The organism is Gemmatimonadaceae bacterium, assembly GCA_036273715.1.
Lineage (GTDB): Bacteria > Gemmatimonadota > Gemmatimonadetes > Gemmatimonadales > Gemmatimonadaceae > JADGGM01.
Genome location: DASUHB010000033.1, coordinates 37,623 through 51,330, shown reverse-complemented (window position 1 = coordinate 51,330; position 13,708 = coordinate 37,623). Strand labels below are relative to the sequence as shown.

Sequence of the window (13,708 nt, the reverse complement as noted above, 5' to 3'; positions counted from 1 at the left end):
ATGCTCTCCGTCGCCGACGCCGCGGCGCGTATCATCGCCGACATCCGCACGCTCGGCGCCGAGCGCGTCGCGCTCCTCGATTCGTTAGGCAGGGTCCTCGCCGAGCCCGTGCGGTCGCCGCTCACGCTTCCGGCGTGGGACAATTCGGCGATGGATGGCTACGCGGTGCGCTCGGACGACGTGCGCGACGCCCGACCCGGCGCGCCGGTGACGCTGCGCGTTCTCGAAACCGTGGCCGCCGGTGCGTTCCCATCGCGGCGCGTCGAACGTGGCACGGCGACGCGCATCATGACCGGCGCACAGATGCCCGAAGGCGCCGACGGCGTGGTGCGCGTGGAAGACACCGATCGCGGCACTGCCCAGGTCGCCATTCACGACGCGCGGGACGCGGGACGCAATGTGCGCCGCCGGGCCGAAGACATCGAGGCAGGCAGCACCGTGTTCGATCGCGGACAACCCATCGGTCCGGCGCAAGTCGGCGTCCTTGCCTCGATAGGCGCCGCGGTCGTCGATGTCTATCGCCGTCCCCGCGTGGCGTTCTTCGGCTCCGGCGACGAGATCGTGGATCTCGATGGACTTCCGGACGCCGTGGCCGGCCGCAAAATCCTCACGTCCAACAGCTATACGCTGCACGCGATGATCCGCGCCGCAGGCGGCGAGCCGATCAACCTGGGACTCGTCCGCGACGATCCGGGCGAGCTCCGCGACCGCATCGCGCGCAGCTCGGGCGCCGACCTGTTGATCACGTCGGCCGGGATTTCCGCCGGCGAGTTCGATTACGTGCGCAGTGTCCTTACTGAGTTAGGCGTCGGGATGACGGTGTGGAAGGTGCGCATGCGCCCGGGTGCGCCGCTCGGCTTCGGCTGGCTCGGCACGCGGCCGTGGGTCGGGCTGCCCGGCAACCCGGTCTCGACCATGGTCACCTTCGACCTGTTCGTGCGGCCGATGCTCCGCAAAATGCTCGGCCATACGCGGCTCTACCGGCGCCCAATCCCGGTGACGCTCGAAGAACCGGTCGCGATCGCCGCCCCGCTCACGCACTTCATGCGCGGCATCGTCTCGGTCGGCGCCGGCGGCGCGATGACCGCCCGGCTGACGGGACCGCAGGGGTCCGGCGTGCTCACGTCCATGGCGCGCGCCAATGCGCTCCTCGTCATCCCCGAAGACCGGCCGCGCGTCGAGGCCGGTGAAACGGTGAACGCGCTGCTGCTCGGCGAAGATGCGCACATGAGCGCGACCTTCGCCCTCTGACCGTGACACTGGCCGAGGACATCGAGCGGCGCCATGTCTGCGTCACCCAGGACGTCGACGTCGCCGGACAGCGCGTCACGCTCCTCAAGCCGCGCTCGATCGAGGCGCTCATCGACGAAGAGGACTTCTCGCGCGACGAGCGGTTGCCGTACTGGGCCGACCTCTGGCCCGCCTCGCGCGCGCTGTCCGACGCGGTCGCGAGCGAATCGGGCGCGGGCCGCTCGTGCCTCGAGTTAGGCTGCGGCCTCGGACTGAGCAGCATCGCGGCGCTCCGTGCTGGCTACGACGTGACCGCCATCGACTATTACGACGACGCGCTCTGCTTTGCGCGCGTCAATGCCCTGCGCAACGTCGGACGCGCGCCGCGCACCCGCCTCGTCGATTGGCGGCGCCTGCCCGACGATCTCGGCCGCTTCGACCGCATCATCGCCGCCGATGTGCTCTATGAGCGCGACTACGGGCAGCTCGTCGCGCAGGTGCTCGACCGCGCGCTGGCGGCGCACGGCGTCGCCACCGTCGCCGACCCGGGCCGCATGGCCGCCGATGCGTTCGTGAGCGCGTGCGAGTCGTTGGGGTTCGAGCTTGCCGCCGCACCTGTTCGCGAGGTGCGCGACGATGGACTCACCTTTCGCGTGCGGCTGCTCGAGCTGCGCCGCGCGGTACCTCGTTAGGCGCGGCGCCGCCGGCGCGGCGCCGCATCACATGCTGCGGTACTTTGCTCCGCTGCCGCCTTCGCGCGGCGTCCAGCGCGGCCCGACGTCATCGGTCGCCTTGCAGTCCACGCAGTTGGCCGGACTCACGACCAACCGGTCGCCGTCGCGCTCGTAGACTCCTGCCGGACACAAATGCGCGTAAAAATCCGCCACTGCCGGCGGGACGTTCTGCCCAACGATCAGATGCGACGGAATGTCGTCGCGCGTCGCGTTCCCCGACCGGAAGACCGCATCGAGCTTCGAGAACGTGAGCTTGCCATCCGGTTGCACGTGCGCCACTCCGTCCGATGTGCGCGCGACGTCTGCATCCCGCTCCGACGCGATGCGGCCGCCGGGAAACGCGCCGCGCGTCGCGGTCATGAGCCCCGCTTTGATGCCGCCGCCGTACAGACCGCCGTGCTGGAACGCCAGGCGCATGTTGCGCCGCTCGTACAGGTCGCGCGTGATGTAGCTGTCCTTTACCATCTGGTCGTACGGCGCGAGCGCCGCCGCAGACGTGTCTTGCTTCTTGAGCGCGTCGAAGATCGCCCGTGCCGCGAAAATGCCGGACTGCATGGCGTAGTGGATCCCTTTGAGCGATGCGACTTCGACGAACCCCGCGGCGTCGCCAGTCACGAGCAGGCCGTCGCCGTAGCGCCGCTCCGGAAGCGCCCAGTATCCGCCTTCCGGAATCGTCTTGGCGCCCCACTCGACCATCTCGCCGCCCTGCAGATACGAGCGAAACAGCGGGTGCAGCTTGAGGCGCTGGAGCAGCTCGTGCGCATCGAGGGACGCCTGGCGATAGTCGAGGCCGACCACCACGCCCACCGCGATCTGGTTGCCGCCTAACGGGTACATGAACGTGCCGCCGAACGCGTCGGTGGGCAGCGGCCATCCCAGCGTGTGGACCACCGCATCGAGCGGGCGCGCGGCCTCCCACAGCTCCTTCACGCCTAACGCAAACAGCGGCGGGTTGGCCGAGCCGATGCCGCGCCAGCGGCAGTACGCTTGCGTCAACGGCCCGCGCGTCCCTTCCGCCAGCACCGTCACCCGCGCCGTGAGATCGGTCGGCGGCGTGTACGCCGGCCCGCGCGTCCCATCCCGCTCCAGACCGGACGGAGTGGTCCGTACGCCGATCACGCGCTCGTGCTCTACCAGCAGCGACGCCACCGGAAATCCGGTGAAGATGTTCACGCCCGCCGCTTCGGCCCGCTCGCCCAACCAACGGACCATCTCGCAGATCGAGCCCACGTAGTTGCCGTGGTTGCGCATCGTCGGCGGCGTCGGCAGACGGATCGCGCGAGACCCCGTCAGAAAGTAGACGCGCTCGCCCGACACCTTGGCGCGGAACGGGAAGTCGCCGTCCGCCATGTCCGGGAACAGTGCGCGGAACGCCACCGGGTTCACCACCGCGCCCGACAGGCAGTGCTCGCCCAGCGCGCCCGCCTTCTCCAGCACCGCGATCTGGATCTCGCCTAACGAACCCCCCACCTCCGCATCGGCGCGCGCCAGACGCGCCAGCTCGATCGCCCCCGCCAGCCCCGCCGGGCCGCCTCCCACGAACACCACGTCCATCGGCACGTGCTCGGCATCGGGCGCTTCGGCGATGATGAACCGATCCGTCGGCAGCGCAGGCTGGTACTGGCCGGGCACAATGGGCAGCGAACGAGCGGATGACGTCATGGCGAGCTCGAATGAAAACAGTGGAGCCGGCATGGTCCCGGCCCCATCGATCAGTGCGATTGTTTTGCCTTGCGAACGGCTTCCGTGAGTACCGGCAGAATCTGGAGCACGTCACCCACCACGCCGTAGTCCGCGATCTTGAAGATCGGCGCTTCCCGATCCTTGTTGATCGCGACGATGGTCTTGGACGTCCGCATGCCGGCAAGGTGCTGAATCGCACCCGAAATTCCGCACGCAATGTACAGATCCGGACTCACCAGGCGGCCGGTCTGCCCGATCTGATCCGTGTGCGGCCGCCAACCGTCATCGGTCACCGCGCGGGTCGCACCCACCGCGGCGTTTCCGAACGCCGCCGCGAGATCTTCCACCAGCTTGAAGTTTTCCGGCGCGCGCAGCCCGCGGCCGCCGCTCACGATTACAGGCGCTTCGCCTAAATCCAGCTTCGCCGTATTGCCCGCCAACAATTCCTTGGGCACCACGCGTGCCGCGGCCGGATCGATGGCCGGCGCGATCGTCGCGACGCGCGCCGTCCGCGGCGCCCGCTCCGCCGTCACCGCTCCCGGCCTCAGCGACAGCAGCACCGGCGTGCCGGTGATCGAGAGCGTCGCGATCACCTTGCCCGTGTTCACCGGGTGCCTAACGACAATCGCGTCGCCCGACGCTTCGAAGGCCGTGACGTCGGCGCCCAGGCTCGCACCCAGCTTCGCCGCGACGCGCGGCGCCAGATCCTTGCCTTGCGCCGACGCGCTGAAAAACGCCGCGCGATACGACCCGTCGCCGATGCGCGCCGCAGCCGTCGCCGCCACTACTTCCGGCGAGTACAGCGCCAGGCCGGCGTGCTCCACCACCTCCACCACGTCCGCCCCGTGCGCGCCGATCACCTCGGCGGTCGCCAAAATCCCGGGCGCGCCCATGACTAACGCGTGCACTTCCCCGCCGCCGGTCGCATCGGCCAGCCGGCGCGCAGCGGTCACTGCCTCGAGCCCAACGCGGCGCAGCGCCCCGCTCAGCGACTCCACGAACGCGAACGTGTTCGCCATTAGAGCACCTTCGCTTCGGTCTGCAGCAGCCGCACCAACTCCGGCACCGCATCGGGGCCTTCGCCGATGATCCGACCGCCCGTCCGTTCCGGCGGCAGCTCCATCTTCATGACCGTGACCCGCGATTCACCGACCTGCACCGGTTTCACCTCGAGCGGCTTTTTCTTCGCCGCCATGATGCCCTTGAGCGACGGCAGCCGCGGCCGCGCGATGCCTTCGTCGATCGTCACTACCGCCGGAAGCGGAAACTCCAGCACTTCCGCCGCGCCCTCGAGCTCGCGCCGCGCGGTCCCCCGGCCGCCCGCAATGCCGAGCTGCGACGCCGCCGAAACACATGGGACTCCCAATAATTCCGCGGCCATCGGACCCACGCTCTGATTCGCGGCGTCAATCGCCATCCGCCCGAACAACATGAGGTCGTAGCCGCCGCCCCCGAGCTCCGCCGCCAGCACGCGCGCGATCACCAACGCGTCGGCGGGCACGGCATCCGTCTTCAAATGCACGGCCTTGTCCGCGCCCATGCTCAACGCCTTGCGCAGCGTCTCCTGCACCGTGTCCTTGCCGAGCGAGATCACCGTCACCTCGCCCGTGCCGTCCTTTTCCTTGAGTTGCAACGCTGCCTCGACCGCGAAGCCATCGAAATCCGCGATGTCGAACTTCACACCGGTTTCGTCGATCGACTTCCCGTCCGCCGCAATCTTGAACCGCGTCTCCATGTCGGCGGCGCGCTTGATGCACACGGCTATCTTCACCGCGCGTGCTCCCTTGAGTTTGAGTCCGACACAATCGCGGCGGCGCCGCCCGCTTGCGTGGGCGCCGCGCAGCAGATCACTGGAACGCGCTCAGGCCGGTGATCGCTTGGCCTAACACCAGCGTGTGCACGTCGTGCGTCCCTTCGTACGTGTACACGCTCTCCAGATTAGCCATGTGGCGCATCGACGCGTACTCGGCCAGAATGCCGTTCGCGCCCAACAATCGGCGCGCCTCGCGCGCGACGTCCGTCGCCATGCTCACGTTGTTGCGCTTCGCCAACGATACCTGCTGCGGCGTCATCGTGCCCGCATCCTTGAGCCGCCCCAAGTGCAGCGTCAGCAACTGCCCCTTCACGATCTCCGTCAACATCTCGGCCAGCCGCGCCTGCTGGAGCTGGAACGCGCCGATCGGCTTGCCGAACATCACCCGGTTGCACGCGTACGATGCCGCCTCGTCGTAGCATGCCATCGCCGCGCCCACGCTGCCCCACGCAATGCCGTAGCGCGCCTGCGTGAGACACATGAGGGGACTCTTGAGCCCCGCGCTCTTCGGCAGAATCGCATCGCCCGCCACGTGCACATCCTGCATCACCAGCTCGCTCGTATCCGATGCCCGCAGCGACAACTTCCCCTTCTGATCGCGCGCCGTGAATCCGGGAGTGTTGGTCGGCACGACGAACCCGCGGATCGACCGCTCGTCCTTGTCGCCGTTCGTCTTCGCCCACACCACCGCCACGTGCGCCGTCGACCCGTTCGTGATCCACATCTTGGCGCCGTTCAACACCCAGCTGCCATCCGACTGCTGCCGCGCCATCGTGATCATGCCGGCCGGGTTCGACCCGTAGTCCGGCTCCGTTAGGCCAAAGCAGCCGATGATCTCGCCGCTCGCCATCTTCGGCAGGTACGTCCGCTTCTGCTCGTCGCTTCCAAACGCGAAAATCGGATACATCACCAGCGCGCCTTGCACCGACGCGAACGACCGCACCCCCGAGTCGCCGCGCTCCAGCTCCTGCATGATCAATCCGTACGACACGTTGTTGAGCCCCGCACAGCCGTATTCTTCCGGCAGATTCGCTCCGAACACGCCGAGCGATGCCAGCTCCGGCACCAGGTCGCGAGGAAAACGGCCCTCCACATAGCAGTCGCCGATGATCGGCAACACGCGCTCGTCCACAAAGCGGTGCACGCTGTCCCGCACCGCGCGCTCTTCCTCGGACAGCGCGCTGTCTATGGCATAAAAGTCGGTCATGGCGCGAAAACTACTCGGTCCACTTGGACTTCGGTATCAGATCACCGCGCGCAACCCGTTCGCACCCAGCGGCATTGCTCGCCTCGCCCGCGGCTCGATCCCCACTTCACGGGCCTTGTCCCTGAACGCGCGCCCGTGGTCGAGCGGGAGACCGCATTCTGCCTGCCATTGATGCACCATCTCGTGCAGAAGCGTGTGCAAGACTTCGCCCCAGGGCTCCCGCCGAATGTGCGATCGGCTGATGGTGATCTCCGGCGCAGCACCGTCGGCCGCAACCGTGTACTGTCCCAGGCGACTGCGCATCCGCCGCGAGACCGCAATCGCCACGTCGTGCAGCGATCCGCCAAAGTAGCGCCAATTATAGTCCTCGTGCGCCTTCGCGAGCTCCGCGAGAATGACCGCGTCTTCGCGGCGCGGACGCGCCAATCGCCGTATTCGAACCGATCCGTCATCCCGCGGCGCGTGTTCCAGAATCACGCGCTCCGCCTCGCGCCTCGCCCGGCGCGTCCTGCCGCCAACAAACACCACGATCGCGCGCCACACGTGCGCGGGCGCCGACAGATACCCTTCCTGCACCCGAAGCAGACCGCCGCGGACGCTCACCATTACCGTGCGATTCTTCGTCAACTCGCACCGCTCGATCCGCGAATGCAGGCCGAGCGAGCGCAATCGCCGCAGCAGCGAATCGCCATCGGCCGGCGGCGCATCGAACCCCAGCTCCAGCTGTGTTGCCGCGTCGTGCAGCAGTCGCGTGATCACCGCTCGAACGTGTATGTCGGCCCGTCGCCGAATGCGCTGTCGCGTTCGTTCCAGATCAGCGTGTGCACGACGATGCGACCCGGGTCGATGGCGATGAGATTGATCGACGACGGCCGGCCCCCGCGCGATCGGTCCGAGACGGTGCCGGCCGTCGAAACCACGGTGCCGCCGCCCGGATGTTCGACGAAATGGATAGCTTCCTGATGATCGTGTCCGCACATCACCAGATCCACGCCCAACGACTCGAACGCGCCTAACGCAGTCTTTCGATGCGCCAGGCCGTAACGGCGGGACAGCTGGCCTTTGAGCGGATTGTGATGCATCACGATCGCGCGACGGTCACCGGCCGGCGATGCCTCGAATGCGCGGCGCGCGTGCTCGACCTGGCCGGGTTCGAGATTGCCGACCACGCCGATGTCGCGCGGATTCCACGTCAGCGTGTGCGTCTGGACGCCGTGCGCCGTGTTGAGTCCCACGAACGTCACGCCGGGTACGCGCAGCACCGGCTCGAGGTCGGCCGACACATACCGCCGGTAATTCGAGAACACCGCCGTGCGCATACCGATACCCAGGGGCGCCCGCCACCACTTCACGTCATGGTTCCCGGGGACGACGATCGTCGCGCTCACACGAGCCGCATCACGCAAGAATGCCCGCGCGCGTTGAAACTCGCCGGGTCGCGCTCGCTGCGACATGTCACCGGACACGGCGACCACGTCGAAGCGCCTTGTCTGAATCAGTTGTTCAATGGCATCGACCTGCTCGGGGACGGCCGGCTTCCCGAAGTGCACATCGGACACGTGGAGAACCGTCGTCACGACGCCCCCGCGCCAGTCGCGGCCGCGAGGTCCGACGCAGAAACACGCGCTATCGGAGTCCCCATGCGCTCCAGCTCACGGGGCTGATACCAGGTCGGCCAGGTGCTCAGCAAAGCTCGCCGCCAAGCCGCGCGAAAACTTCGCCGCAGGTTCGCTCGAAACATCGCCCATCCACATGATGCGCGCTTGTCGTGCGTCGAAGATGACCATTCGCACCACCGCGCGCTCCTCGCCGGGACCCGCACCCACGAATCGCACTTCGATCGGGAACAACACGTACCGGCAATCATCCTCGAACGCCACCAGTGTGCGAAGTTGGGAGGCCAGCGGCTCCGGAACCATGTCCGGAACAGACTTCATCGGCGGACGAAGCCATTCCGCCGCCAGGTCGTACACGTCCGGCGCGTACGGCGCATTGCGCCGCGCGACCTCAGCCAATTGATGCGGGAACACCCACATCCGCCCGATCCGATCGCGATTTCGCAACGCAAACGCGATCTCACCATCGACATCGTCCAGGAACGCCTTCCGATCGGTGATCTGTCCCGCCCAACCGAGCGAGTCATCCGTCCGCAGATAGTGTGTCGGGATGACCAGCACCCGGCGCGTCGCATAGGGCGACAGCGGACGTCCGGCAGTCGGTGCGATTGTTTGCGCTGACACCTGCGCCGCGCTCGCGCATATCGCGAGAACGCCGACGACGACCAGAAAGGGCTTCACACGAGTCCTGGGCTGAGATGGGAGAAACTTACCTAGAGGGAGACGATCCGTGCACCGCCGGGTCTCCGGCCGTCGCATTCAACTCTTGTCGGCGGCTGGTGCGACGCGCAGAATCCCGCACATGCAGAAGGTCCTCTCAGGCGTAGCATGGGTCGTGATCGCCTGCGTCGGTGCCGGCGCGTTGGCGTGGCTCGCGCTTTCGCACGGAGAAACGGTCAACGCGGCGTGGCTTGTCACTGCCGCGGTCTGCACGTTCGCCGTCGGTTATCGGTTTTACTCAAAGTTCATCGCCGCGCGCGTATTCGCCCTCGACGCACGCCGCGCCACGCCGGCCGTTCGTCTCGAGGATGGTCGCGACTTCGTTCCCACTAATCGCTGGATCGTCTTCGGTCATCACTTCGCGGCCATTGCCGGTCCGGGGCCGCTCGTTGGGCCCACGCTGGCGGCACAATTCGGATTCCTTCCCGGCGCGCTCTGGATCATCATCGGCGTGGTGTTCGGCGGCGCCGTGCAGGATTTTGTGATTCTCGCCGCATCCGTGCGCCGGGACGGCCGCACGTTGGGCCAGATGGCCAAGGATGAGATTGGCCCCACTGCCGGATTCACGGCGCTCGTGGCCGTCCTCGGCATCATGATCATCTTGATCTCCGTGCTCGGCCTCGTCGTGGTGAACGCGCTCAAGGCGAGCCCGTGGGGCACCGTGACGATCGGGCTCACGATCCCGATCGCGCTTCTGTTAGGCGTGTACCTGCGCTGGATCCGCCCGGGACGCGTGCTCGAGGCGACGCTGCTCGGCCTCGTGCTCCTCGGCGTCGCGCTCTATGCCGGACAGTGGGTGGCCGCGAGCCCCATTCTCGCTCCCATCTTCACCCTCGATGCCAAGACGCTCGCCATCCTGGTCATGGCATACAGCTTCGCGGCGTCGGTCGTCCCGGTGTGGCTGCTGCTCGCGCCGCGCGACTACCTCTCGGCCTTCGTCAAGATCGGCGTCGTGATCGCGCTTGCGTTAGGCATCATCATCGTGCTGCCGCCGCTCCGGATGCCGTCGCTCACCCGCTTCGTCGACGGCACCGGCCCGATCTTCGCTGGCAAGGTCTTTCCGTTTGCATTCATCACCATCGCGTGCGGCGCGATCTCCGGATTCCACGCGCTGATCGCCTCCGGCACTACGCCCAAACTGCTCGAGCGCGAGACCGACGCGCGCGCCATCGGGTATGGTGGCATGCTGATGGAAGCGCTCGTCGGCGTCATGGCGCTCATCGCCGCGTGCGTGCTCACACCCGGCGTCTACTTCGCGATCAATGCGCCAACGGGGTTGCTGGGCCCCACGGCGGCGACGGCCGCGCATGCCATTTCGAGCTGGGGCTTCACGCTCGACCCCTCGGCGATGCAGCACCTGGCAACGCAAGTCGGCGAGAAGACGCTGCTCTCGCGCACCGGCGGCGCGCCCAGCCTCGCCGTCGGCATGGCGCAGCTCTTCACCGGCGTGTTGGGCGGCTCCGAGGCGATGGCGCTCTGGTACCATTTCGCCATCATGTTCGAGGCGCTCTTCATCCTCACCACGCTCGACGCCGGCACCCGCGTCGGACGCTTCATGCTCCAGGACCTCGGCCGCTACGTCTGGGAACCGTTCGGCCGCGTGTCGTGGTATCCGGCCGTCGTCCTGTCCAGCGCGATCTTCGTCGCCATGTGGGGACACTTCCTCTGGCAGGGCGTCATCGATCCGTTAGGCGGCATCAACTCGTTGTGGCCGCTGTTCGGGATCTCCAACCAGCTGCTCGCCGCCGTCGCGCTCTGCGTCGGCACCACCGTCATCATCAAGAGCGGCAAGGCGCGCTATGCGTGGGTCACGATCACGCCGCTCGTCTGGCTCGCCGTGGTCACACTCACCGCGGGCTGGCAGAAAATCTTCTCACCCGCGCCGCGCCTGGGATTTCTCGCGCACGCGCGCTCGCTCGCGCAAGCACCGCGCGCCGCCGACACCGGTCGCCTCATCTTCAACGACCGCCTCGATGCCGCGGTCGCCGCATTCTTCATGATCGCTGTCATCGTGATTCTCATCGAGTCCGCGCGCGAATGGATCCTCGTCCTGCGCGGTGATCGACCCGCTGCCAGCACCGAAGTCCCCTTCGAACCGACGGCCCTCGCCTCATGATGCAACCCGCTCCCGCCACGCGCCGCCCGCTGCTCCCGCTCGCCCTGTTCGCCGCCGCGGCGATTGCAGGCGCGATGCCCCTCGCCGCGCAGGATACGTCCACCTTCGCGCTCGACATCCCGAACATCATGCGCGGCGAGGAAGTCGTTGGACGCATGCCCGAGCGCATCCGTTGGTCGCCCGACAGCAAGTGGATCTACTTCTACTGGCTCCCGCCCGGCAGCGACTGGCGGGAACGCCCCGCGCCCTATCGCGTCCGCGCCGTGCCCGATGCCAAACCCGAACGCCTAACGGACGCGCAGATGGACAGCGCCGGCCCCATCGTCGAGCCGGGCAGCCTCTCCCACGACGGACGCCTCCGCGCCGTCGCCTACCAGGGCGACATCTACGTCGTCGACGTCAAGACAGAAACGTCGCGCCGCCTCACCAACACCGAAGCCCGCGAAGCGGACCCCCAGTTCGATGTCGGCGACGGCCGCGTGTTCTTCACCCGCGACGACAACGTGTTTTCCGCCGACCTGCACACTGGACTCGTCCAGCAGCTCACCGATGTCCGCCCGGGACCGGCGCCACGAGAAGATTCGGCGAGCTCGCCGCAGCGCAAAGCGCTCGAGGCCGACCAGAAGCGCCTCTTCCAGGTGATTCGCGACGAGTATCGCGCCGACAGCATCGCCAACGCCGAGAAGGCGCGCGCCGAAGGCATCCGCGGCAAGCCGCTCTATCTGTTGAAAGATGAGCACGTGAGCCAGCTCGCGATCTCGCCTAACGGAGAGAGCGTGCTGCTCATCACCAGGATCGCGTCCGAGCGCTCCCGGCCCACCGAGGTCCCCAAGTGGGTCACCAAGAGCGGATACGTCGAGGACATCAAGGGCCGCGACAAGGTTGGCGACGCGCAGGACAGCGGCCGCGTCGCCCTCGTCAGCCTGCCCACCGGCAACGCGCGCTGGCTGCACGCCATTCCCGGCGACTCGATCGCCAACCCCGGCCTCATCCGCATGCTCGGCTGGAACGACGACGGCTCGCGCGCGCTCCTGTTCACGGTGCGCTCGGACTACAAGGAGCGCTACATCGAAACGGTCGCCGAGGACGGCCGCATGGACACGGTCGACGTCCTCCGCGACACGGCCTGGATCGAGGGTCCGTGCTTCGGCTGCGGCGGCTGGTACGACAACGGAAAACGCGTCTGGTTCGTGTCGGAGGCCGACGGCTGGGCGCATCTCTACGGCGTCAACGCCAATGGGAGCGGCCGCACCCAGCTCACCAACGGCAAGTGGGAAGTGCTCGACGCCGTGCTGTCGCCCGACAAGAAGTATTTCTGGATGCACACGAGCGAACCGTCACCGTACGAGCGCCAGTTCTTCCGCATGGCCGTCACCGGCGGCGCGCGCGAGCGGATCACCGGCGCCAAGGGCGGCCACGACGTCACCGTATCGCCTAACGGCCTGCTCCTGGCCGACGTCTCCTCCACGTCCAACCGGCCGCCGGAGCTCTTCGTCGGCCCGTTCCGCGCAGGCGCCTCGCTGGCGCAGCTCACGGTGTCGCCCACGAAAGCGTGGCTCGCGTATCACTGGATCGACCCGCAGATCATCCAGATTCCGGCGTCCGATGGCGTCATGGTCCCGGCGCGCATCTATCGCCCCCAGGATGTGGGCGCGCAGCCTAACGGAGCCGCCGTCATCTTCGTCCACGGCGCCGGCTATCTGCACAACGTCGTCGACTATTGGTCCAGCTATTATCGAGAGTACATGTTCAACCAGTTCCTCGCCACCAAAGGCTACGTCGTGCTCGACGAGGACTACCGTGGCTCCGCCGGCTACGGCCGCGATTGGCGCGTCGCGATCTATCGCCACATGGGCGGACGCGATCTGCAGGACGAGGTCGACGCCTCGCGCTACCTCGGCGCCAAGTTCGGCATTCCGCCTGAGCGCGTCGGCATTTACGGCGGCAGCTACGGCGGCTTCATGACCCTCATGGCCATGTTCACCGAACCCAAGCACTTCGGCGCCGGCGCCGCGCTCCGCGCGGTCACCGACTGGTCGCACTACAACCACTGGTACACGATGCGGATCCTGAATCTGCCGGACAAAGACACGGTCGCGTACCACCAGTCATCGCCGATCTATTTCGCGCACGGACTCCAGGGGCCGCTGCTCATGTGCCACGGCATGGTCGACACGAACGTCGAGTTCGAGGACATCGTTCGCCTAACGGAGCGCCTCATCGAGCTCGGCAAGACCAACTGGCAGCTGGCGCCGTATCCGGTCGAGAACCATGGCTTCGTGCGGCCGTCGTCGTGGACCGACGAATACACCCGCGTGTTCGCACTGTTCGAGCGGACCATTGGCCATCCGCCGGCGTCGGTCACCACGGGCGCCCGATGACCGCGCGATCGTTAGGCGCGCGCATCGCCGCCGCGTCGCGGGTCGTGCGCGCGATCGTCGGCGCTCCAGACTACGAGCGCTATCTGGCACACATGCGCCGGCGCCACCCGGCCCAACGGCCACTCACGCGCAACGAATTCGTCCGCGAGCGCATGCGCGACCGCTACGAGAAGCCCGGCAGCCGCTGCTGCTGAAGCGGCGTGCCCCG

12 protein-coding genes are annotated in these 13,708 nt (G+C 67.5%); 5 read left to right on the top strand and 7 right to left on the bottom strand.

Translation table 11 applies throughout. The features are described from left to right. On the top strand, positions 1-1,251 hold the full coding sequence (gene glp / locus VFW04_06825; GenBank protein HEX5179024.1) for a gephyrin-like molybdotransferase Glp: 1,251 nt from the start codon (positions 1-3) through the stop codon (positions 1,249-1,251). Between the two features lie 2 nt (positions 1,252-1,253). Beyond that, a complete protein-coding gene (locus VFW04_06820; protein ID HEX5179023.1) occupies positions 1,254-1,922 on the top strand; it encodes a methyltransferase domain-containing protein in 669 nt (222 codons plus the stop codon). Between the two features lie 27 nt (positions 1,923-1,949). On the opposite strand, the gene VFW04_06815 is transcribed toward VFW04_06820, so the two are convergent. The 7 genes from VFW04_06815 to VFW04_06785 all read right to left on the bottom strand — a co-directional run bounded on the left by VFW04_06815 (position 1,950) and on the right by VFW04_06785 (position 8,964). Next, on the bottom strand, positions 1,950-3,626 hold the full coding sequence (locus VFW04_06815) for an electron-transfer flavoprotein:ubiquinone oxidoreductase (GenBank protein HEX5179022.1): 1,677 nt from the start codon (positions 3,624-3,626) through the stop codon (positions 1,950-1,952). Positions 3,627-3,676: 50 nt separating this feature from the next. Beyond that, on the bottom strand, positions 3,677-4,666 hold the full coding sequence (locus VFW04_06810; GenBank protein ID HEX5179021.1) for an electron transfer flavoprotein subunit alpha/FixB family protein: 990 nt from the start codon (positions 4,664-4,666) through the stop codon (positions 3,677-3,679). Beyond that, positions 4,666-5,418, bottom strand: coding sequence for an electron transfer flavoprotein subunit beta/FixA family protein (locus VFW04_06805; protein ID HEX5179020.1), 753 nt, complete (start codon positions 5,416-5,418; stop codon positions 4,666-4,668). Before VFW04_06805 ends, VFW04_06810 begins: the two co-directional genes overlap by 1 nt. Positions 5,419-5,494: 76 nt before the next feature. Next, positions 5,495-6,667 carry an acyl-CoA dehydrogenase family protein gene (locus VFW04_06800; GenBank protein ID HEX5179019.1) on the bottom strand — a complete coding sequence of 391 codons (1,173 nt, stop codon included), beginning with the start codon at positions 6,665-6,667 and terminating at the stop codon, positions 5,495-5,497. Between the two features lie 36 nt (positions 6,668-6,703). Continuing rightward, positions 6,704-7,426 (bottom strand): SprT-like domain-containing protein, encoded by a 723-nt coding sequence (locus tag VFW04_06795; protein ID HEX5179018.1) that lies wholly within the window; start codon positions 7,424-7,426, stop codon positions 6,704-6,706. Continuing rightward, the gene (locus VFW04_06790) at positions 7,423-8,244 is read right to left on the bottom strand and encodes a metallophosphoesterase (GenBank protein ID HEX5179017.1); all 822 of its coding nucleotides are present in this window, start codon (positions 8,242-8,244) and stop codon (positions 7,423-7,425) included. Before VFW04_06790 ends, VFW04_06795 begins: the two co-directional genes overlap by 4 nt. 75 nt (positions 8,245-8,319) lie before the next feature. Next, a complete protein-coding gene (locus tag VFW04_06785; protein HEX5179016.1) occupies positions 8,320-8,964 on the bottom strand; it encodes a hypothetical protein in 645 nt (214 codons plus the stop codon). 49 nt (positions 8,965-9,013) lie between these two features. On the opposite strand from VFW04_06785, the gene VFW04_06780 reads away from it, so the two are divergent. Genes VFW04_06780 through VFW04_06770 form a run of 3 tightly spaced genes read left to right on the top strand, consistent with a single transcriptional unit; the run spans position 9,014 to position 13,694 of the window. Then, positions 9,014-11,119: a carbon starvation CstA family protein gene (locus VFW04_06780; GenBank protein HEX5179015.1), complete on the top strand. Its 2,106-nt coding sequence runs from the start codon at positions 9,014-9,016 to the stop codon at positions 11,117-11,119. Next, on the top strand, positions 11,116-13,500 hold the full coding sequence (locus VFW04_06775) for a prolyl oligopeptidase family serine peptidase (GenBank protein HEX5179014.1): 2,385 nt from the start codon (positions 11,116-11,118) through the stop codon (positions 13,498-13,500). The genes VFW04_06780 and VFW04_06775 overlap by 4 nt, the downstream gene beginning before the upstream one ends. Then, positions 13,497-13,694, top strand: coding sequence for a YbdD/YjiX family protein (locus tag VFW04_06770; GenBank protein ID HEX5179013.1), 198 nt, complete (start codon positions 13,497-13,499; stop codon positions 13,692-13,694). Before VFW04_06775 ends, VFW04_06770 begins: the two co-directional genes overlap by 4 nt. The last annotated feature ends 14 nt before the right edge of the window (positions 13,695-13,708 follow it).

What these genes read in the sequence shown, in the direction of transcription:
- glp (HEX5179024.1), top strand. Translation starts at nt 1, where the DNA reads ATGCTCTCCGTCGCCGACGCCGCGGCGCGTATCATCGCCGACATCCGC.
- VFW04_06815 (HEX5179022.1), bottom strand. Translation starts at nt 3,626, where the DNA reads ATGACGTCATCCGCTCGTTCGCTGCCCATTGTGCCCGGCCAGTACCAG.
- VFW04_06810 (HEX5179021.1), bottom strand. Translation starts at nt 4,666, where the DNA reads ATGGCGAACACGTTCGCGTTCGTGGAGTCGCTGAGCGGGGCGCTGCGC.
- VFW04_06800 (HEX5179019.1), bottom strand. Translation starts at nt 6,667, where the DNA reads ATGACCGACTTTTATGCCATAGACAGCGCGCTGTCCGAGGAAGAGCGC.
- VFW04_06775 (HEX5179014.1), top strand. Translation starts at nt 11,116, where the DNA reads ATGATGCAACCCGCTCCCGCCACGCGCCGCCCGCTGCTCCCGCTCGCC.
- VFW04_06770 (HEX5179013.1), top strand. Translation starts at nt 13,497, where the DNA reads ATGACCGCGCGATCGTTAGGCGCGCGCATCGCCGCCGCGTCGCGGGTC.